The following is a 20,685-nucleotide window of genomic DNA, read 5'->3' on the forward strand; positions in this document are numbered from 1 at the left end:
CCCCACGACGCGTCGGGCAGCCTCCCCGAAGCCCTCCCCGAAGCCCTCCCCGAAGCCCTCCCCGTCGCCCTGCCGACGCCGAAAAATTTTTTCGGAAAACGTCTTGTGATTTTTTTGTCGACATTTTATACTCGCGCAGGAACATGTTCGTTCCTCTACGAAAAATCGGAATCATTCCGGGGAGAAATGGTCTTCGCGGAAGCGTTCCGGACACACGCAAGGAGATGTCATGAACAGACACCTGTGGCTCACGAGCGCCGGCGTGGCGCTCGCCCTGCTGCTGCCTTCGGTCGCCCCGGCGGCTTCCGAATCGGCGCTCATGCAGGCCCCGGCCCGCAATGCGGCCATCATTGCCAAGGTTCCCGGCTTCAAGGCCGCCGACCTCGATCTCTATCTCGGTCAGCGCCGCATCAGCGAGGGCGTGGTCATCCGCAAGAGCTTCATCCGCGACGGCAAAATCGTCATTCCTCCGGCGGGCCTGTACTACAGCTCGCGCATTGCCAGCATAGGCACCATGACCAACATTGAAGTCATGCTGCTCGGCAAGCGCTATTCCGAAGTGGACGAGGCCTTTGAATACCTCGTGCTGAAAAACCGCGTCATGAAAAAGGGCGACTCCATCAATCTGCTGCCCGACGGCTCCCGCGCCCTGCAGTTCGTGAGCGGCAGCTCGCATCCCTACGGCAACAGCGCGGGCTATTCCAGCCTGCGCATCATGAAGTCTTCCGGCAACTTCTACGGCACCAACTTCCAGGTGGCCGTCGATCCCACGCTGGTGGACGTGAATTCCGGCAAATTCCACGGTCTCGGCCTGAGCGAGGGACGGCATCCCGTCACCGCCGCCACCGGGGAACCCGTGCAGCACAAGAGCTACTTCGGCGCGTCCATCTATCCCAGCGGCAAGTCCTACCTCATCGTGGGCAGAACCAGCCCCTCCGAAGTGGAAGTCAAGGAATTCGCCACGCCCAGCCTCACGGAAATATGGCTCACCTCCGAACCCCGCGTTTCCGGCGCCTACAAGGCCGGGGACAGCGTGAAGGTGGGCAGCGCCACCGTAAAGATTCTCGCCGTGGGCAAGGATTCCGCCAAGGTGGCCCTCACGCAGAACGGCAAGGAAACCGTGAAGGAATTCAAGAATATGCGCGACAAGCACGCCCTTGACTTCCTGCCCTCCAGCCCCGCCGAACGGGCAAAGTGGCAGATGGCTTCCGAAGACGGCAAGGTGCGCGTGCAGGTGGCCATGCTCCATCCTGAAGGCGCGCTCACTGCCGACGGCAAGGTGCGTCTCGACATGTTCAGCGGCATTTTCGCCATCAAAAACCCGCAGCAGTGGCCGGGCGATCCGCGTTTCACGGTTCGCCCCGACACCTGAGCTTCCTGCAGCGAGCTGAACGAGATCATTCTCGAAAACACCGACGAGATTGTTCTCGACAGCGCCAGCAACGTGTTTGCTGGCCCCGAAAACTACTTCCGCATCGTGATCGACGACTTTGACGGCAAAACCGTGAACGCCTGGCACTTTGAAGACGCCGACGGCAACAAAAGCCCCAACCTCGCCTCGTTCGCCAAGGGTCACAACATCGACCTTCTGGCCAACCTGGAAAACAAGACCATCAGTCCCTTTGCGCTGAGGCAGTCCCTGAACATGCTCTACAACGACCTTGAAGCGCAGGGCATGGTCATGAGCCGCTGACGCCGCAGACGCCGGAGTTCTTTCCCCGGCGCGCTCATCTCAACATCGGAAGGGGCCGTCCCGCCGGACGGCTCCTTTTTCCGCCTCGCCGCCGCCTATGCAGCCTCCTCCGGCATCAGCGGATGCCGCAAAAAACACGTCCCTCTTCCAGGGGCCTCTTTTGCGTCAGCCGTTTTCCGTTCTGTCGCCGGAACGCATTCTCTTTGCCTTCTCAAGAAACGCCGGCACGCCCTCCTGTTTCTCGCGTTCTTCAAAGCGCGCGCAACGCTCGCGCAACTCCGCGTTTTCCTTCCATAAACGACGATTCTCCACCGAGAGTTCCCGGCGTTCGTCCTCCAGACGATCCAGCCGGTTTTCCATTCTGGCGCAGCGTTCGCACGACGCGGCAGACTCCGGCGCTCCGGACTCCTCCGCCTGCGATCCCTGCACACCCTCCGTCGCGCAGCCCGGACGCATGGGCCCCCTGCCCATGAGAAGCCATTCCAGCCCCACGCCGGTCTTTGAACAGATTTTTAGTATGACGTCCACGTTGGGCAGATTTTCGTTCCGCTCATAAAAGCCCAAAGCTCCTTTGCTGATGCTGAGAATCCGGGCAAACGCCTCCTGCGAAATGCCGCCCCGCGCCAGTTTTATGCGTTCTCCAAGAGTGTTCATAGGACAAACAACGTTCTGACAGCCAACATCCTGTTTTAAACTTTATCCTGCATGGGGCCTTAAACGGCTGCAAAAAGCATGAAAACAAGACGTTGGACAAAATTTTAAGTTTTGCCCTATAATTCTGCTTTACTTGAACAGAAAAATATTCTAAAAACAGATTTACGGGCGTTTACTGATCGTATTGACATTTCGACTTTAACCGCTACGTGTGGGAATATCAACGTCCAAATCCCATGAGATTTGGCAAAAACAATGGCGCTGCAAGGTTTCCATAATAACCATTTTTAGTAATAAAGACAGATAGATACGGTTTTGTTTTCCCTTGCTGTCTTCAAGCGTCGCTCTGAGAATCTTCTCGGAAAAACGCGTCGGTCATCGTTTGCGCGAAATCCGCACAAACGTCTCTTGCGTCCGCAGGGAAGCTCCGCCCATCGCATGCTTTAACCGGCGGCTTTTTGCGCCCTCTCCGCAGTTTTTGCAGCGGAAAAAACAGCCGCCTCGGAGCCTTGACGCGCCCGCAGGCGGGCAGCATGACCTCGGACCACAGTTCGGACGGCAACGGCACGGCGCTTTTCACAACGCCCGTCTGTCCGCGCCCGCCGCGTCTCCCTATCCGAAAGCTCCCCGCATTCCCAGCCGCTCTTTTCTGCTCTGCCCTCTGCGCAACCTTCTGCTCTTCGCCGCTCGCCCGGCTTCGTTCCGGAGCATCCCTCTTCCGCCTCCTTCCTCACCTTCGCCGCGCCCTTCCGGCATCGAAACGCCCCTGTTCCGCAGCCGGGCCGCGCGACTCGCTCCGCCTTGCCCGCGCCCATCGCCGCGCTCACGCTTTTGCGCCGCTCCGCGCCCTTGTCCGCTCGTCCTTCCGCGTCCTTTTCCGCACCCGCGTCCGCCACGGTTGCGGCGCTCATTCCTGCCCCCGCTTCCGCAGTGTTTGCTGCGCGCTCTCCAGCAGCCCCGCCCGCGCCCCCGCTTCGACGACATTTTTTCCCATCAACGGCCTCTCCGACCTCGCCGCGTCGAGGTCGCACGCTTCCGCAACTTTTCCGCCCCTCGCTCCGCAGCCGCCCGCGCCTTCGTCCTCCGGGCCGTCTCCCCCGCACAGGCCGCCGCAGATATCCGCAAGAGAGATCTCGCTGTTCCCTTTCCGCAAAAAGGCCGCCCGTTCAACGCCCGCCCGGTCGAAACGCCGCTCTCCGACTTGCCATCACGCGCCGCACTCTGCTCCGATCCGCGCCGCATCATGCGGCTCCACCGCCTGCTTTCGCGACGCGCCGTTGCCGTTATCATCGCATCATCATTGAAAAAATACTTCCACAATCATTCTTTTTCCGTCGCCATGCATGCAACAGTCCGCCAAAACGCCGACGCTTCTTTTTCGCCTCATCCGAAAACAGTTGATTTTCCCGCGTTCAACATGATAAGGAAACAGCGAACTCTCATTATCATGCTGTTGTTGCATATACGGGATCAGTATAACATACTTTTTAAAAATATCTTTTGTTTCAACAACATAAAAAATTCAGGGGCCTTTCGATGAAACACGCCTCTTTCACGGACGAAGAGAAAAAAAGACAGGTCATGGAACTGACCAGTCTTTTTCTGCACAAGCACTACGGCGAAAACAGCACGGAACTTCTGCTCGCCCACCTCGACGACGTGTTCAGCTGGGTAGGCACGGCGGAACACGAATACTCGGCCGATCCCGACGTGGTGGCCAGCACGCTGCGCTCCTTTGCGGGCAAAGTCCCCCATTGCAATATTGCCGACGAACATTACGACGTCATTCAGCCCATGCCGGAAATCTTCATCTGCTCCGGAACGTTGTGGGTGTCCACGTCGCCCGCGTCCGAAACGTATCTGCGCGTGCATCAGCGCATCAGCACCGTGTTCCGCTGGAGCGAAAAGGGCCCCCGATGCTGTCATCTGCACCTCTCCAATCCCTACGACGAAATGGATGAAGGCGACGTCGGATTCCCGGAAAAAATGTCGCTCGAATCCCGTCGCTACTTCCAGGAACAAATCGCCCTGCAGAAAAAACAAATCGAGGAACAGCACGCCTTCATCGTTCACATGTACGTGGAAGACCTCTCCACCGGCCTGCACAACAGAAACAAATTCAATCAGGTATGCGAAAGCCTGCACGGCAGGGACTGCGGAAGGCTCGGCATTGCCTACTTCGACCTCAACGGTCTGAAGAAAACCAACGATCTGCACGGTCATCAGGCCGGCGACGCGCTCATCCGGCGCACGGCCGAACATCTGCTGCGCCACTTCGACAAAAAGGCCTACCGCATCGGCGGCGACGAGTTCGTCGTCATCGACACCGAATCCGACAGTGACGTCTTTCACAGCCTGGTGCAGGCCACGGCCCAGGCCATGCACAACGACGACATTTCCGTGGCCCACGGCGTTTCCTGGCGCTCGGAACACGGCAACATCGACGAACAGCTCAACGAGGCCGACAAAAACATGTATCTGGCCAAGCGCGAATTCTACGCCCGCTCGGAAAACAACCGCAGGCAGCGCTGAACCAAACGCCTGCCGCGCCGAAGACGACCGGCTCCGGGGAGGCGGCGCATCCGCGGCTTCCGCCGGAGCATGTCGCGCGCCTCTGCCGGGCCCGGCCCGCCGCATGAAGCGCGTGTTCGATACGCCGCACGGCAATGATGCGAGGGCCCTGTCCCCTCCCCGGCAGCCATTCCCTTCAGGCTGCGTGCCATCAAGCAGCGTGGGCGGTCAGGCGTCGGCGCAGTCCGCGTTCTCCCGAAGCATGCAGGAACATTCAGCGTGAGAATGTGGGACATTTTCCTCGAACAGCGAGGGAATGTCACGGCAAGGGACTCTCAGAACATTGCCTCGCGCGTTCCGTCCGGCCATTGAAATGTTCACGCAGCGAAAGAACCGGCCATGCGTCTCCCGACGCCTGCCATACTTCCGCCTCAGAGTGCAAAAAAGGCGGCGTGAAGCACGCCGCCTTTTCCATAATCACGTTGCAGCCGCAGGCTAGGCGACTTCTTCCGCCTTTTCCTCAACCTCGCCATGATGAATGGGAGCCTTGAACTGCATGTTGTACAGCGTGCGGTACTGACCGCCCGGAATGGCCATGAGTTCCTCGTGCGTGCCGAGTTCCGCAAGATGGCCTTCGTGAATGACGGCAATGCGGTTGGCGTTCTTCACCGTGGACAGACGATGCGCAATGACGAACACGGTCTTGTCGCGCATGAGGTTGTCGATGGCGCGCTGCACGATTTCTTCCGACTTGTTGTCCAGCGCGGACGTGGCTTCGTCGAGAATGACGATGGGCGCATTCTTGACGAAGGCGCGGGCAATGGCCACGCGCTGCTTCTGGCCGCCGGAAAGCAGAATACCGCGTTCGCCGATGTAGGTGTCCACGCCCTTTTCCAGCGAGTCGATGAACTCGGAAAGGCAGGCGCACTGCAGGGCGCGCTGCACGTCTTCATCCGTGGCCGAGGGATTGCCGAGCAGAATGTTGTCCTTGATGGTGCCGTCGAAAAGGAAGTTGTCCTGAAACACCACGGCAATGTGCTGACGCAGATCGTTGAGGCCGAAGTCGCGGATGTCCACGCCGTCTATCTTGATGCTGCCGCCGGTCACGTCGTAGAAGCGGGGCAGCAGGCTCACGAGCGTGCTCTTGCCGCCGCCGGAATTGCCCACAAGCGCCAGCATTTCACCCACGCGCACGTCGAGATTGATGTCGTGCAGCACTTCCACGCCCTTGGTGTAGGAGAAGCACACGTGCTCGAAGGTGACGTTGCGCTTCACGGCAGGCAGCGACACGGGATGTTCCTTTTCCTTGAGCGTTCTGGGACGTTCCAGAATCTGGAACACGCGGTCGATGGCCAGAAACGACTGCTGCACCGAAACCGCCACGTTGGTAATGTTCTTGAGCGGCGTATAGAGCATGAGCAGCGCGGTGATGAACGACACGAAGTTGCCGGCCGAAATGGTGCCCTGCACGATGAGCCAGCTGCCGAGCGCGATGGCGAGGCCGAGGCCGATGGAAATGACGAAATGCATGAACGGCGTGATCCACGCGGTGCGGCGCGTCATGGCCACGGTAAGGGTGAACACGTCGTCGAGCAGGCCGTTGAAGCGCTTTCTCTGACGTTCCTGAAGGTTGTAGGCCGCGATGGTGCGGTTGCCGGAAAAGGTTTCGTTATAGGTGGTGTTGAGCTGGAACATGCAGCTGTTGTTGCGCGAAACCAGCGAGGTGAGCAGCTTTTTCACCTTGGTGAGCGGAGCCACGGCCACCACGAGAATCACGATGGCCAGAATGGAAAGCTGCCACGAGTTGTAAAGCAGCACGCCGATGAGCGCGATGGAAGAGCAGATTCTGGTAATGAAGCTCTTCAGGTTGCCGAGCAGACCGGAACAGGCGAGTTCGGCGTCGGAATTGAAGCGGAAGAGCACCTCGCCGGAGGTGGTCTTGTCGAAGTAGGAAGGCTCGATTTCCACGAGCTTTTCGTAGAGTTTCGCCTTGAGCCCCAGAGTGAGCTTGCCGCCCACCCACGCGTTGAGATACGCGCCGCCGAAGTTCAGCAGGCCCTGCACCGTGGTGAAGCCCACGATGAGAATGGGAATGTACCACGGCGATTCCATGCTCTTGCCCACCACGACCACGTCGGTATAGGGCTTGAGAAAGAGAGCAATGACGGCATCGAGACTGCCGACGGGCACGCAGATGAGCAGAGAAAGCAGCGCCATGGGCCAGAAAGGCTTGATGAACGGCCACATGCGCTTGTAGTTCCTGGCGAACTGGTTTTTCTCCATCATCTGCCTGACGTCAATTTTTTTCATAGACAACTTCCGTTGAGGCGGGTTCAGGGAAAGCCGTCGCGCCGAAATTGCGCGCGGCACAGGATGTGGAAAGGCCATGGTAGCCCCTATGGGCCGCCATGGCAAGAAATCTCTCCAGGGCTATTCCACGGTCACGCTTTTGGCGAGGTTGCGCGGCTGATCCACGTCCTTGCCGAGGTAGTCCGCCATCTGATAGCTGAAAAGCTGGAGCGCAGGCAGCGCGAAGAAGCAGGAAATCACCGGATGCGCCGCAGGCAGCACCCACAGCTCTTCCACGGAAAGATCCGGAACCTTTCCGTTTTTCTCCTGCACGAGAGCGATGACTCTGCCCTGTCTCGCCAGCACTTCCTGAATGTTGGACTTCACCTTGGGAAAGAGCGCGTTGTCGAGCGCGAGCGCAAAGGTGGGGAACTGCGGATCAATGAGCGCAATGGGGCCGTGCTTCATTTCGCCCGCGGCGTAGCCTTCGGCGTGAATGTAGGAAAGCTCCTTGAGCTTGAGCGCGCCTTCCAGCGCGAGCGCGTGGCACTGGCCGCGGCCGAGATAGAAGAAGCTGCGCGAAGAGGCAAAGCGCAGGGCAAGCTGTCCGGCCCGCTCCTGCATGGCCGGAAGCGCGGCCGAAAGCTTTTCCGGCAGCGCGTGCAGCGCGGCAAGCAGTTCCCTGTCGAACACGGCCGGCGTGCGGCGCTGTCCGTAATAGAGCGCCATGAGCGCCAGCAGCACCATCTGACTGCACATGGCCTTGGTGGACGCCACGCTGATTTCAGGCCCGGCCTGCGTGTAGAGCACCACGTCCGCCTCGCGCGCAATGGACGAGCCCACCACGTTGCAAAGACCGATCACCCGGCAGCCCTTTTCTTTGGCAAGACGCAGCGCGGCCAGCGTGTCCGCCGTTTCGCCGGACTGGCTGATGACCATCACCGCTTCGCCCGGCAGCAGAATGGGATCGCGGTAACGGAACTCCGAGGCGATGTCGAGATCCGTGGGAATGCCGCCCACGTTTTCCAGAAGCTGCTGCCCCCAGAGGCCCGCGTTGTACGACGTGCCGCAGGCCACAATGTGCAGACGCGCGGGCACGGGGATGTCGTCGAGCTCCTGAAGATGCACGGAAAGCTCGCCGTCGCTCCCTTCGCTCACGCGACCGGTGAGGCAGTCGGTGATCACGCGCGGCTGCTCCATGATTTCCTTGAGCATGAAGTGCTTGTAGCCGCCCTTGGCCGCAGCCTGCATATCCCACGGCACATGGCTCACGCTCTTTTTCACGGGCGAAAGATCGGCCAGCGAAAACACCTGCCACTTCGCGCCCTCGATGCGGGCCACTTCGCCGTCTTCCAGAAACACCACTTCGCGGGTGTAGGGCAGGAAGGCCGGAATGTCGGAAGCCACGAAGCATTCGCCCACGCCCACGCCCATGAGCAGCGGCGCGGCCATGCGCGCGGCGTAAATGACGCCCGGCTCCTCCACGCCCATCATGACCACGGCGTAGGCTCCGTGCGCGCGGCGCAGCGCGCGGGCAAAGGCCTCGCACAGACTCGGCGCGCTCTTGCGCTCCTCGCCGATGAGATGCGCCAGCACTTCGGTGTCGGTGTCGGAAAGGAAGGTGTGTCCCCTGGCGGACAGTTCGTCCTTGATTTCCTGAAAGTTCTCAATGATGCCGTTATGGATGATGGCGATGTCTCCATCCTGCGAGAGATGCGGATGGGCATTCTTCTCCACGGGCAGGCCGTGCGTGGCCCAGCGCGTGTGGCCGATGCCGGAGGTGGCCAGAAGATAGGCGTTGTTTTCCAGCTTGGCCTCCAAGGCCGCCAGCTTGCCCGCCGCCTTCACCACATGGAGGCGGCCCGCCTGCTCGAAGGCCACGCCGGAAGAATCGTAGCCCCGGTATTCCAGACGATGCAGCCCCTCCACCAGAAGGGGAACGGCAGGACGATGCCCGCTGTAGCCAATGATTCCGCACATATGAGGACTCCTGTTTCAGGGAAAATATATCGTCCTTATACTAGGGGAAGGCCCGGGGGGCAAGTGCCGAGTGAAGACAATACATTTCAGTATGTTGAAAGATATTCCCGGGAGGTTTCTCCACGCATTCCGTCTTCCGGGCCGATGCGTGCCGCTCCGCTCCTTTGCCGCAGCCGCAGACAGCTTTTTCTCCCTGCCTGCGCCGCGCCTGTTCCTTTGCCCTGCTTTTGCGCCTTGCCCCTGCTGCGCTTTTTCCGCGAAGCAGTATTCCGCCGCATTCCCGCGAGCGCCTCTCTCTGCGCCCGCTTTTCCCACTCCCCCCAAAGATTCATCACTGCACCGAACAGCATCACGGCTCCCGGCCTTGTCCGCGCCCCGCAACGCCCCGCCCCGCCCTTCTCCCGGAACGTCGCCCGTCCGGCAGAAAAAAAGACCCGCTCTCCGAAAAGAACGGGTCTTTGTCATGACGCGGAAAAAACGCTACTTCGCGGCGGGAGCCTTTTCAGCAGGAGCCGCGGCCTTGGGAGCGGCCTTGTCGGCAGGCGCGGCAGCCTTGGGAGCCGCAGCCTTGGCGGAATCGGCGGAAGCCTTGTCGGCGGGAGCGGTGGCGTTGCCGGGTTCGGGCAGCGCGGGCTTTTCCAGAGAAGGAAGCTCGCCGAAGGTGGCGGGATCGGCGTCGAGAATGGCCTTCACGGCTTCCGTCATATCCACTTCGGGGGCGTAGGAAGGCATGACTTCGTCGCTGAACAGACCAAACAGACCGCGCTCGGTCTGGCACTTTTCAAAGGCTTTCTTCATTTCGGTCTGCATCACGTTCATCACGTGTTCCTGATCCTGCTTGATGACGTTCTGCAGGAAATAGACGCGGCTCTGCAGCTGCTTCTGCAAACGCTGCACTTCGGCCTCGTTCTTGTCCTTCTGCGCCTTTTCGACCTTCTGCTGCAGTTCGGTCAGCACGGCCATGGCCTTGTTTTCCAGTTCGCCGACGCGGGCTATGCCCTGCTTGCCGAGCTTCGTATCCTGATACAGCTTGGAAATCTGCACCACGCCGAACTGCGGAACGGGCTTCTGGGGCTTGGCTTCTTCGTTGCAGCCGCCGAGCAGCGCCAGCATGGACACAAGGGCAAGAGCGGAAACTATGTTTCTGTTCATTATTGTCATCTCCTGTGGTGAAATATCCCGATCTCCGTAGCCGGAGCGGAAATGTCCTGAAAGAGATACGCTTTTTGCCCGTTCTCGGCAATGGGGCGAGACGGGGAAAAATTTTGCCCGCGGCAAAAGCCCCGCCCTTGACACCGACGCCCGGCAAGAGCATTCCCAGCTTATGGGGAACGCTCAACGCGCTCCCCCGAAATTCGGCCTTCTTCCCGCAAAGCGGCAAACGGCGCGCCCCGCACGAAGAAGACCACACCAACGCGCCCCATACCTGCGAGGCTACGCATGGCAGACCCCAGATCGGAAGCGGCCATAGAAAAACTGAGAGCCGAAATTGACGCCATTGACGACGAAATGCTCACCCTCGTGCGCCGACGCTTCAACCTGAGCCGCCGCATCATGACCGACGAACACCGCTACGGCATGCCCGTGGAAGTGTTCAGCCACGACAGAGAACAGCAAACCATCGACCGCCTGAAAAAACTCAACGAAGACTCCGACTGCCCCATGCGCAGCGCCCATATCGGCAATATCTGGCAAATGATCTTCTCCTGCACCCGCGTAGGCTGGTGAGATGAGAGGAAGAAGAGGTTAGGCGGGGGAAGGGAGAGAACCTTTTGATTGAAGATTGCAAATTACACTTCTCCCGAGTACCGCCCACGCCCGTCTGCCCTGGACACGCTGTACGACCTGCGGGACTTGCACGACGCCCGCTGCGCTTTACGCCGCGGGTGAATCGCGGCTACTGGCGGACGTCGGCGCGGGCTCCTCACCTCGCCCGCGTTCCCCCGAGCGTTGTCAAAAAGCTGAAAGAACCAAGGGGGCGCAGGGGGAATTATTCCCCCCGATGCCTTTCCTGCCTTTCTCAATATCCAAGGAGGGAGAGGGATTCCGCAATATCGCCTTTGAGCCAGACGGAGCGGTCGGCGATTTCCGAGGGGACGCAGGGGGGGGCGCCGTTCATGGCGGCGTAGGTGACGAGGCTGCTTTTCCGGGTCAGCTGCCAGAAGGGGAACTTGATGATGCCGGGGGTATTGTAGCCCACGCCGAGTTCGAGGCAGACGAGGCGGCAGTGTTCGTGCTCCTTCAGGAATTTCCGGTAGCGTTCATTGGCGGCGAACCAGCCTTCGTCCTGCACGAAGGAGTCGTCACAGCGCAGGTTCATGGTCATGAGTCTGCCGCAGCGGGGGCAGCGGGGCACGAGTTCGGAGGGGACGCGCATATTTTTCTGCTGTTCCATCATGAGTCTGACGACGGATTCATTGTCGTAGGTGCTTTCGTGGCAGGGGGTGGCGCACTGCCAGAGGCCGTAGTCGCCCTGCATGTAGAAAAGCCGCGACTTGTCGAAGCCTGCGAGCTGAAACTGATGGTCCACGTTGGACGTGAGCACGAAATAGTCCCGCCCCTGCACGAGCTTCAGAAGCCGCCGGTACAGCGGCATGGGGCCGGGCTCGTAGCGGTTGTACCAGATATGGCGGCTCCACCAGGCCCAGTGTTCCTCGGGCGTGGGAAAGCGGTAGAACCCGCCGGAGTACATGTCCGTTATGCCGCAGGCATCGGCAAAGTCGCCGAAAAGCCGGTGGAAGCGCTCGCCGGAATAGGTCAGTCCCGCCGAGTCGGAAAGTCCGGCTCCCGCGCCTACGAGCACGGCGTCGGCCTCGGCCAGCGCCCGCGCGAGTCGTTCGGCGTCACTGAAGCAGACGTCGGTATATTTGTGCGTCGGAATCCTTGAACACATTGAATATCACCTTTTGTATGGACGGAAGGGAGGCAAGGCGTTCCGTTACGGTTTCCACGGCCGTTTCCGCGGCCTGCTGCGGCGGAAAATGGAACTCTCCCGTGGAGATGCAGCAGAAGGCCAGGCTGGCGACGCCGTTTTTCGCCGCAAGGTCGAGACAGGAAGCGTAGCACGAGGCCAGGGCCGCCCTGTCCCCGGCCGTGAGCGGCCCGCGCGCCACCGGTCCCACCGTGTGGATGACGAAGCGGCACGGAAGGTTGAAGCCCGGCGTGATTTTTGCGCCGCCGGTCTTCTCCTCATGCCCCTGCTCCTTCATGATGCGAGCACAGGCAAGACGAAGCTGAACGCCCGCAAAGGTATGTATGGCGTTGTCGATGCATCCGTGATTCGGGCAGAAGCAGCCCAGCATGGCGCTGTTGGCCGCGTTCACTATGGCGTCGCAGCCGAGCGTGGTAATGTCGCCCTGCCAGAGCGAGAGACGCCCGCGCATGAACGGCACGTCCTTTTCGGGCGTCACGCCCCGCGCGCGCAGCTCCTCCTGCAGATAGGCGTCCTGCACGCTCAAGAACTCCCGCGATGCGGGCACGGGAGGCCGTACGTTGAAAAGCGCCCGAAGCAGCCTTTTCTGCGACGCTTCGCCCGCAGGCGCTGCGGCCGCCTCGCCCCGTTCCCTGAGCAGGGCCTCAATAAGCCATGTTCTGCGCTCGCCCTGCGTCACGCCCTTTTCCCCGCCTCGTCGGCAAGTCCCTTGTGCTGCACGGCATGGGCGGGACAATGAATCCAGCAGTCGCCGCACTCGTCGCAGCGCGAACCGTCGATGACATACCTGTCTCCTTCCCGATGCACGGCCTTGAACGTACACACGCGCTCGCACATGCCGCAGCCCGCGCACGCTTCCGTAATGCGGAGTCCGGCCTTTTCCACGGGATGTCCGCCAAAGGAAAAGCGCTCCCGCTCCAGCTTGTGATCCCTGAATTTCATGTCGAAATCATAGTCGAATATCTCGCCTTTCGCCCGGTACAGCACAAAGGTCGTCATGGCCGGGTAGCGCTGCTGATCCTCTATGCCGTAGCTGAACGCCGGATCGTTCTTCGCCTTTATCTCCTCCATGCTCACTTCCCGCACGTCGCCCGTCACGCGGATGAAATACCCCGGAGCCATCTCCAGCGAGCGGTCGTCCCGCATGGTCACCAGAGACGAGGCCGACATGCCGCACACAGACACCTTGCCCGTTTCCTTGAGCTGACGGTAAAACGGCTTCGTGGTCATGGTCATGAAGTACAGTCCCTCGTCGTCGCACGCCAGAAAATGGGCAATGCGCGTTGCCGGCTCGTCGCCGTTCACCGTGGCGAACACGCAGCTTCCTATGCGGTCGAACCGTTCGTAAATCTCCCGTATGGTCATGCTCTTCCTCCCTGCGCCGCGCCTCCGCCCCGGCGTCCCGTTCACGAACCGGCAACAGAGACGTGCGGCAAAACGCCGTCGATATTATTCGATATCAAAATATATCATCCAAACCTTTCTGTAAAGGGGAAAACGACATGCTGCGCAAACGCCCGCCTCCCCCAAAGACCGGCGTCGGACGCAGGGAAAAGGGTCCCGCCGCTCATGGGAACGAGATGCGCAGACAAGGCGACGCCCCGGCCGGAAAAAGCGCACGAAGCCGCCCCGTTTTTGCAACCGGCCCTGCGGCCGCAGGCGATGCGCCCCGCGCGTTCTGCAATGGCCAGCGTCACTCCATAAGGCACGCGCCCACCTCGATGACGCCCGCCAGCAGCATGACGAGAATGGGATTCATCCGAAATTTCAGGAGCAGAACAAGGCTGAAGACAAAGATGCCCGCAAGACGCAGATTGACGTCCCCGAGCGCGAAAATCGCCTCATGATTCCAGAAGGCCGACATGAGGATATCCACGCCGGAGGCGGCGATAAGGGCCACCACGGCCGGGCGCAGGATGTCGAACACGCCTTGAAGCAGGGTCATGTCCCTGTATTTCAGGTACATTTTCGCCACCAGGGTGACGATGAAGCAGGCCGGGAGCACGCAGCCCGCGGTAGCGATGACGGCTCCGGGCAGCCCTGCCAGGCGCGTGCCCACGAAGGTGGCCGCGTTGACCGCGATGGAGCCGGGCGTCATTTGCGATATGGTGACGAGATCGGTGAACTCACGCATGGACAGCCATCCGTAGTTTCCCACCACCTCGCCCTGAATGAGCGGCAGGGCCGCGTATCCGCCTCCGAAGCTGAACGCGCCTATCTTGAGAAAACAGAAAAAAATATCCCAGTACATCATTGTTTTCTGCTCCTCATGAGGCGCAGGGCGTGTACGAGCCCCACGCCGATGCACGCCAGGACCACATAAATCACGTTGATGCGAAGGCACACCGCCGCAACAAACGCCCCCGCCATGACGAGCATGGCCGTCAGGTCGCGCTTTTTCACGTATCCTTTCGCCATGTCCCACACCACGGCGAAAATCACGGCTCCCACGCCGGCCTGCATGCCCAGAAGCAGCCGCTTCACGAGTTCGTTGTCGCCGACGGCACGATAGCCCAGCGCAATCAGCGATATGATGACCAGCGGCGGAATCGTGGTGGCCACCACCGTGATGAACATGCCCAGAAGTCCGGCCAGCTTGTAGCCCACCACGATGGCCCCGCTGATGGCTATGGAACCGGGCGCCGTTTCCGCTATGGCCACAAGATCCAGCATTTCATCGTTCTCTATCCAGTGAAACTTGTCCACAAACGTCTTCTTCATGAGAGATACGATGACGTAGCCGCCCCCGAAGGTGAACGCGCTCAGTTCCAGCGTGGAAAGAAACAGCTTCCATAAAAGTCCGCGTTGCCGTGCCATGTCGTGCTCCTTTGCGCAGCAACCATGAATCGGATTGATTAAGAAGTAAAATAGTATTATCTGATGAAATCCATAACCGTTTAATTATGTATCGCCATGACACTCCGACATCTGCATATTTTCGTGACGGTGTTTCAGGCCGGAGGCATCACGAGGGCGGCGCATATTCTTCACGTGGCGCAGCCGTCCATAAGCCTCGCCGTGCATGAACTGGAAGAACACTACGGCGTGCGCCTGTTTGAACGCACAGGACGAAAAATCGTTCCCACCGAATGCGGCAGAAGCTTCTACGGCTACGCGCTGCACATCGTTTCTCTGTTCCGCGACATGGAACACCACATGGCCGACTGGAACAGCGCCGGAACCTTGCGCATAGGCGCAAGCATCACCGTGGGAACCCATGTGCTCCCCGCCCTGCTCGATCGCTGCAAACAGCGCTTTCCCGATATCCGCGCCGAAGTCGTCATCAACAATTCCGCCACCATAGAACGCTTCGCCGTGGACAACGCCATTGACGTGGGACTCATCGAAAACAATCCCGAACACCCGGACATCCACAGCACCCCGTTCAGAAAGGACCGCCTCTGCGGCATCGCTCCGCCCGGTCACCCCCTCGCCGGTCGCGCCGGCGTCACCCTGCCGGAACTCGCCCGATTCCCCCTGCTGCTGAGAGAAAAAGGAAGCGGCAGCCGCGAAATCCTCGACGCCTGCTTCGCCCTCGATCAGCTCTCCGTCCGCCCCCTCTGGGAAAGCGTCAGCAACCAGGCCATCATCAGCGGCGTGGCCGCAGGCCTCGGCGTCGCCGTGCTCTCCGAACTGCTCGTCGCCCCCAGCGTCCAGACCGGCCGCATCAGCCCCTTCTCCCTCCAGCCCGCCCTCGAACGAAACTTCATCATCATCCGACACAAAAGCAAATACCTCACCCCGCCCCTCCAGGCATTCATGGAACTCTGCCTCGACGGACAAAACAGGGATTGAGAGGAAGAGGATCAGGAAAGAGCCTCGGGGCGCTGCCCCGAACCCCGGAAAGGCAGGAAGAAAGGAAAGGCATGCGGGGGAAATAATTCCCCGACAAAGTCGGGACAAGCCCCCCGCGCCCCCCTGATTCCGCCTCCCGGCTTCGCCGGTTCGGCAGGACATGGTGAACGGGAAGATTATGCCCGAGGCAAAGGGCGGGGCGTTCGGAAAGACGACGGCTGCAAGGGGTGGTGTGCTCGGCGGGCGCTGTTCGGGCTGCGGACTCAGTGCAGGTGTGCGCTGCTGCGCCCACCTGCGGCGGCCGACTCCTGTCCGGCCTGCGCCGGACAGTCGTGTCAAAGGAAAGGATTTCCAGATGTTTTTTTAGGGGAAGAAACGTCGAGAGCTGACGATGCAGACCGAAAAATATTCTCTCAACGCTCCGGGGCCAGCGACCTGTCTTCAGACGGTCGCGCCGACGGCAGGCAAGTAGCCGGAATTCACTTCCGGCGTTAAACGCAGCCGCCGTCGTACAAGTTTCGCAGTCCGTACAGCGTGTCTTGTGCAAACGGGCCGCAGCGCCCAACCGGGCGTCATTTGTCCTGTGTCGCGGGTTCCGTTTCGACCTTTTTCGGGTGGCTGAACATGCTTCTGCGGCGTTTTTCCGCGGCGGAGTAAATGAGCTGGAACACGTACTCCTCAAGGCCGCTGCGGGCTTCGCCGGGAAGATCGACAAGCGCAGCCTCGGCTCTGGCCATGGTCTTGTGACCGCCGCCACCGCCCACACCGGTGAACACGCACGACGCCACGGCGCCGAGATCCATTTTGCCGTAGCCGCCGCGGAACACAACGATGACCCGCCCGGCGCTCACGCCGCACACGGCCACCCAGCGCAGGCCGTGAACCTTGAGGAAGAAATCGGCAACAACCACGAGAATGTCCGAACTTTCCACCTTGCCGAGCCACACGTAGCTGCCGCGTCCGCAGGGGCGCAGCGTTTCAAAGGCGCGCGAGAAGTACGGAAGCCATTCGGGCATGTATTCGCTGCGCAGGATGCGGTTCATGAGGTTGGCGTCGCCGAAGCGGCTCAGATAATGATAGGCGCGCAGATCCACGTCGGTGCAGCCTCGGCCGAAGGTGGCGGTGTCGGTGCGGATGCCGTATTGCAGCGCGGTGGCCAGCAGCCTTGCGGGGCGAATGCCTGCGGAATAGAGGTATTCGGTCATCATGGTGCTCACGGAGCCGTAGTCGGGACGGATGTCCTGAAACGGCGCGGAACAGGGTTCCGCGGCCTTGGGATGATGATCGATGACCACGGAGAACTCCAGATCCGCGAACGCCGGATTGTGATGCGCCTGCGAATCGACCAGGGCGAAGCGCTGGAACTTCCTGCGCATGGAAGGACGCCACTTCACCACCGGAATGTTCAGATACCGGATCATGGCCAGATTGTCCGGCCGGGTGATTTCGTTGGTTCGGGCGATGGTCACGCTCTTCACTTTTGAGCGTATGATGCGCTGAAGGGCCATGGCGCTGGCAAGAGCGTCGGGGTCGGCGGTGATGAGTATGGCCCACGACTCTTCCCTGACAAGCAGAGCCTGAAGCTGCGCAAGCTGCGCGGAAAGTACGCGGAAATAAGCCATAATCTTCTGCTCCTACGATTTTCGGTTGCGCACGAATTCCAGTGCTTCCCGAAAGAGCTTCTGCTCGAAGCGCTGCGGCAGTCCGTCGAGACAGCGTTCCGCCTTGTCGAGGTATTCGTCGGCCATGGCGCGGGATTCGGCGTCGAAGCCGAGGCGGCGGATGTCCGCGGCGATGCGCGCCCTGTCCTCAAGGGTGAATGTGCCGTTGCGGAACTTCTCGCAGAATCCCTCTCTGTCGCAGCGGGGCAGAAACTCCAGATATTTCATGATGGGCGGCGTGAACTTGCCCTCTTCCAGATCTCCGGCGGTGGGCTTGCCGGTTTCCGATTCGTCGGCGAAATCGAGGGCGTCGTCCACCATCTGGAAGGCGATGCCGAGATTGAGGCCGTAGTCGGAAATGGCGTCCACCTCCGCAGGGGACGCCTTGGCGTACAGCGCGCCCAGACGGCACGAGCCGCGGATGAGCCAGCCCGTCTTTCCGGCCACGACGTCCACGTATTCCGCGTGGCTGTGCGAGAGCGAATGCTGAAGCGCAATTTCATGCGTTTCGCCCGCGGCGGTCATGAGCACCGATTCCGACACGCAGGTGAGAAGCTCGGGCCTGCCGAACGACGAGGTCTTGTGACTCGCCGCGGCGAGCAGCGCGTCGCCCGCGAGAATGGCCCGCGGAACGTCGTAGAGCACGTGCGCCGAAACCCGGCCCCGGCGCGAGGATGCGCCGTCGAGCACGTCGTCGTGCAGCAGCGTGGCGACGTGAATCATTTCCGGAATCACGGCCACGTCGTAGAGGCCGTCGCCTTCCGCGCCGAACAGGCGCGCCGAGGCGAGCGTCATGAGCGGACGCAGGCGCTTGCCGCCCGCAAGAAGCACATGTCCAACAATATCGCGCAGGGGCGCGGGCATGGCGGCAAGTTCCCTTTCCAGAGCGGCGTTGACCTTCACCTGCTCGTATTTCAGCACGGACACAAACGTTATCATAAATTCAGACCTTTGCCCTGCGGGCGTCGCGGAGAATCTTTCCCTACGTTTTGAACGCATTTTTCATTCTTCGCAAGCATTTTCGTCCTGCTGTTCCCGCAAAGCCCGGCGCCGCACGGCTTGAGAAGGCAAAAACCCTCTTTACAAGTCGGCCGATACCTAGGATACTGCCCCGATGAATTTCAATTTTTCCCTCTTCCTCACCGCGCTCGGCCTGGCCTGCGTTCTCGAAGCGCTGCCCTGGCTCATTTCGCCCGGCAAAACGCGTCAGACGCTTCTCGAAATGCTCTCGCTGCCTGAAGAGACGCTGCGCAGGGGAGGCATTTTCCTCATGGTTCTCGGTGTTGCCGTGTGCGCCGCGGGCCGTTTTCTCCGTGGAGACTGACATGAATATCGACGCCCTCATTCTCGCGGCCGGCAAGGGCACGCGCATGCCCTCCCCCAGGCCCAAGGTGCTCCAGACGCTTCTTGGCGAAACCATGCTTGCGCTGGTCACGTCCACGCTGGCGGCCATGCCCCGCGTGGGCCGCATTCTCACCCTGGTGGGCAACGAGGCCGACATGGTTTCCGCCGAGGCCGCACGCACGGCCGAAAGGCTGGGCATAGCCTCCTCCTGCATCCGGCAGGAAAAGCAGCTCGGCACGGGCCACGCCCTCATGACCGCCATGCCCGGGCTCGGCGGCGACGGCTGCGTGCTCGTGGTGAACGGCGACGCGCCCCTTGTCACCCCCGAGGTGCTCAATCACTTTCTCGACGCCGCGGAAGGCGCGGACGCGGCCTTTCTGAGCCTCGAACTCGAAGACGCCGCCGCCTACGGCCGCGTGGTGCGCCGCGAGGGAAAGGTGAGCGCCATCGTGGAGGCCAGGGACTTCGACCCCGCCCTCTACGGCCCGCTCGAAGACGCGCATGAAGTGAATACGGGCATCTACCTCTTTTCTCTGCCCGCGGCGCGCCGTCTGCTGCCGCGCCTCACCTGCGACAACCGAGGCGGGGAATATTACATTACCGATCTTGTCGCGCTGGGCCTCGCCGAAGGCATGGACGTGCGCGGCATCCGCGCCGAGGGCGCGGGCTGCGAAAAAACGGCCCTGCTCGGCGTGAACACGCCCGTGGAACTCGCCGCGGCCGAAGAAATTCTCACCAAGCGCCGCGCCGACGAACTGCTTGCCTCGGGCGTGGTGCTGCACGCTCCCTCGCTCGTGCGCGTGAGCCCGCTCTCCCGCGTGGAAAAGGGCGTGGAAATCTTCGGCCCCTGCGAAATCTACGGCGACAGCGAAATCAAGAGCGGCGCGCGCATTCTCTCGCACTGCGTGCTGCGCGACGCCCGCATCGACGGCGGCACGGAGATCCGCGAATTCTGCCACATCGAAAAGGCGGAAGTGAAAAGCGGCGCGCTCATCGGCCCCTACGCAAGGCTGCGTCCGCAGGCCTTCGTCGATGAAAACGCCCACGTGGGCAACTTCGTGGAACTCAAGAAAACCCGCCTCGGCAAGGGCTCGAAAGCCAATCACCTCACCTACCTCGGCGACGCCGAAGTCGGCCCGGGCGTGAACTTCGGCGCGGGCACCATCACCTGCAACTACGACGGAAAAAACAAGTTCCGCACCGTGATAGGCGAAGGCTGCTTCATCGGCAGCAACACGGCGCTCGTGGCCCCCGTGACCGTGGGCGACAACGCCCTCGTCGGCGCGGGCTCCGTCATCGTGGAAGACGTGCCCGCCGGAAAGCTCGCCCTCGGCCGGGGCAGACAGGTCATCAAGGAACGCAGAAAGTGACGCGGCGCGCAAGACGCGGCGCAAAACTTGACTATTGCCCCCGGAATCTCCATTCTTTGCAACGCGACGCCGCTCCGGCCCGCCGCATGCTTCCAACAGCAAGGAGTCATCAATGTCTTGTCGTATATTGAACATCAAGTCGCCCACTGACGCGGAAGCCGCCGAACTGTTCCGCCGTCTGGCCGAACGCGGCAATCCCGCCGACGGCAACGGGCAGGACGTGGAAAATCAGGTGCGCGCCATTCTAGCGGACGTGCGCGAACGCGGCGATCAGGCGCTCATCGAGCGCACCCGCCAGTTCGACGCTCCCGACATTGAACCGCCCCTCGCCGTTCCGCAGGAAGAACTCGCCCGCGCCGCGGCTTCCATTTCCGGCGAAGAACGCAGCGTCATCGTGGAAGCCGCCTCGCACATCCGCACCTTCCACGAGGCCCAGAAGGACAAATCCTGGTTCAT

The 20,685-nt window shown here is 61.0% G+C and carries 20 protein-coding genes; 9 read left to right on the forward strand and 11 right to left on the reverse strand.

What is annotated here, in order from left to right; translation table 11 throughout:
* Window positions 1–229: 229 nt before the first annotated feature.
* On the forward strand, window positions 230–1,372 hold the full coding sequence (locus tag Q0K02_RS03965) for a hypothetical protein (RefSeq protein ID WP_294485280.1): 1,143 nt from the start codon (window positions 230–232) through the stop codon (window positions 1,370–1,372).
* A gap of 72 nt (window positions 1,373–1,444) precedes the next feature.
* Window positions 1,445–1,693 carry a transcription factor gene (locus Q0K02_RS03970; protein ID WP_294485281.1) on the forward strand — a complete coding sequence of 83 codons (249 nt, stop codon included), beginning with the start codon at window positions 1,445–1,447 and terminating at the stop codon, window positions 1,691–1,693.
* A gap of 165 nt (window positions 1,694–1,858) precedes the next feature.
* Here Q0K02_RS03970 and Q0K02_RS03975 read toward each other — a convergent pair whose 3' ends face one another.
* The gene (locus tag Q0K02_RS03975; RefSeq protein ID WP_294485283.1) at window positions 1,859–2,347 is read right to left on the reverse strand and encodes a helix-turn-helix domain-containing protein; all 489 of its coding nucleotides are present in this window, start codon (window positions 2,345–2,347) and stop codon (window positions 1,859–1,861) included.
* A 934-nt stretch (window positions 2,348–3,281) separates the two neighbouring features.
* Here Q0K02_RS03975 and Q0K02_RS03980 point away from each other — a divergent pair.
* Together Q0K02_RS03980 and Q0K02_RS03985 are read left to right on the forward strand one after the other, a co-directional pair.
* Window positions 3,282–3,887 carry a hypothetical protein gene (locus Q0K02_RS03980; protein WP_294485284.1) on the forward strand — a complete coding sequence of 202 codons (606 nt, stop codon included), beginning with the start codon at window positions 3,282–3,284 and terminating at the stop codon, window positions 3,885–3,887.
* Window positions 3,884–4,879, forward strand: coding sequence for a GGDEF domain-containing protein (locus tag Q0K02_RS03985; protein WP_294485286.1), 996 nt, complete (start codon window positions 3,884–3,886; stop codon window positions 4,877–4,879). Before Q0K02_RS03980 ends, Q0K02_RS03985 begins: the two co-directional genes overlap by 4 nt.
* A gap of 474 nt (window positions 4,880–5,353) precedes the next feature.
* Here Q0K02_RS03985 and Q0K02_RS03990 read toward each other — a convergent pair whose 3' ends face one another.
* From Q0K02_RS03990 to Q0K02_RS04000, 3 genes are all read right to left on the reverse strand, one after another.
* On the reverse strand, window positions 5,354–7,168 hold the full coding sequence (locus Q0K02_RS03990; protein ID WP_294485287.1) for an ABC transporter transmembrane domain-containing protein: 1,815 nt from the start codon (window positions 7,166–7,168) through the stop codon (window positions 5,354–5,356).
* A gap of 120 nt (window positions 7,169–7,288) precedes the next feature.
* Window positions 7,289–9,127 (reverse strand): glutamine--fructose-6-phosphate transaminase (isomerizing), encoded by a 1,839-nt coding sequence (gene glmS, locus Q0K02_RS03995; RefSeq protein ID WP_294485288.1) that lies wholly within the window; start codon window positions 9,125–9,127, stop codon window positions 7,289–7,291.
* A gap of 480 nt (window positions 9,128–9,607) precedes the next feature.
* Complete coding sequence (locus tag Q0K02_RS04000) at window positions 9,608–10,279, reverse strand: hypothetical protein (RefSeq protein ID WP_294485291.1); 672 nt, start codon at window positions 10,277–10,279, stop codon at window positions 9,608–9,610.
* Window positions 10,280–10,567: 288 nt separating this feature from the next.
* Between Q0K02_RS04000 and Q0K02_RS04005 the strand changes: the two genes are divergently transcribed.
* Window positions 10,568–10,855, forward strand: a complete 288-nt coding sequence (locus Q0K02_RS04005) for a chorismate mutase (protein ID WP_294485293.1) — start codon at window positions 10,568–10,570, stop codon at window positions 10,853–10,855.
* 292 nt (window positions 10,856–11,147) lie between these two features.
* On the opposite strand, the gene Q0K02_RS04010 is transcribed toward Q0K02_RS04005, so the two are convergent.
* The 5 genes from Q0K02_RS04010 to Q0K02_RS04030 all read right to left on the reverse strand — a co-directional run bounded on the left by Q0K02_RS04010 (window position 11,148) and on the right by Q0K02_RS04030 (window position 14,876).
* Window positions 11,148–12,020 carry a hypothetical protein gene (locus tag Q0K02_RS04010; protein ID WP_294485294.1) on the reverse strand — a complete coding sequence of 291 codons (873 nt, stop codon included), beginning with the start codon at window positions 12,018–12,020 and terminating at the stop codon, window positions 11,148–11,150.
* Entirely contained in the window at window positions 11,971–12,738 is a 768-nt protein-coding gene (locus Q0K02_RS04015; RefSeq protein WP_294485297.1) for a protein-ADP-ribose hydrolase, read from the reverse strand. Before Q0K02_RS04015 ends, Q0K02_RS04010 begins: the two co-directional genes overlap by 50 nt.
* Window positions 12,735–13,424, reverse strand: a complete 690-nt coding sequence (locus Q0K02_RS04020; RefSeq protein WP_294485298.1) for a 4Fe-4S dicluster domain-containing protein — start codon at window positions 13,422–13,424, stop codon at window positions 12,735–12,737. Before Q0K02_RS04020 ends, Q0K02_RS04015 begins: the two co-directional genes overlap by 4 nt.
* Before the next feature lie 328 nt (window positions 13,425–13,752).
* A complete protein-coding gene (locus tag Q0K02_RS04025; protein ID WP_294485299.1) occupies window positions 13,753–14,313 on the reverse strand; it encodes a chromate transporter in 561 nt (186 codons plus the stop codon).
* Window positions 14,310–14,876 carry a chromate transporter gene (locus Q0K02_RS04030; RefSeq protein ID WP_294485301.1) on the reverse strand — a complete coding sequence of 189 codons (567 nt, stop codon included), beginning with the start codon at window positions 14,874–14,876 and terminating at the stop codon, window positions 14,310–14,312. Before Q0K02_RS04030 ends, Q0K02_RS04025 begins: the two co-directional genes overlap by 4 nt.
* Before the next feature lie 96 nt (window positions 14,877–14,972).
* Here Q0K02_RS04030 and Q0K02_RS04035 point away from each other — a divergent pair, with 96 nt between their 5' ends.
* On the forward strand, window positions 14,973–15,854 hold the full coding sequence (locus Q0K02_RS04035; protein WP_294485302.1) for a LysR family transcriptional regulator: 882 nt from the start codon (window positions 14,973–14,975) through the stop codon (window positions 15,852–15,854).
* 572 nt (window positions 15,855–16,426) lie between these two features.
* Here Q0K02_RS04035 and Q0K02_RS04040 read toward each other — a convergent pair.
* Entirely contained in the window at window positions 16,427–17,476 is a 1,050-nt protein-coding gene (locus Q0K02_RS04040) for a DHH family phosphoesterase (protein ID WP_294485303.1), read from the reverse strand.
* Between the two features lie 12 nt (window positions 17,477–17,488).
* Window positions 17,489–18,454, reverse strand: coding sequence for a polyprenyl synthetase family protein (locus Q0K02_RS04045; RefSeq protein ID WP_294485304.1), 966 nt, complete (start codon window positions 18,452–18,454; stop codon window positions 17,489–17,491).
* Between the two features lie 175 nt (window positions 18,455–18,629).
* On the opposite strand from Q0K02_RS04045, the gene Q0K02_RS04050 reads away from it, so the two are divergent.
* From Q0K02_RS04050 to Q0K02_RS04060, 3 genes are all read left to right on the forward strand, one after another.
* Window positions 18,630–18,839 carry a DUF2065 domain-containing protein gene (locus Q0K02_RS04050; protein ID WP_294485305.1) on the forward strand — a complete coding sequence of 70 codons (210 nt, stop codon included), beginning with the start codon at window positions 18,630–18,632 and terminating at the stop codon, window positions 18,837–18,839.
* Between the two features lies 1 nt (window position 18,840).
* Window positions 18,841–20,229: a bifunctional UDP-N-acetylglucosamine diphosphorylase/glucosamine-1-phosphate N-acetyltransferase GlmU gene (gene glmU / locus Q0K02_RS04055; protein ID WP_294485306.1), complete on the forward strand. Its 1,389-nt coding sequence runs from the start codon at window positions 18,841–18,843 to the stop codon at window positions 20,227–20,229.
* A gap of 112 nt (window positions 20,230–20,341) precedes the next feature.
* On the forward strand, window positions 20,342–20,685 hold a 344-nt coding region (locus Q0K02_RS04060), incomplete at its 3' end, for a histidinol dehydrogenase (protein WP_294485307.1).

Origin of the sequence: uncultured Mailhella sp. (assembly GCF_944324995.1) — a bacterium.
Lineage (GTDB): Bacteria > Desulfobacterota > Desulfovibrionia > Desulfovibrionales > Desulfovibrionaceae > Mailhella.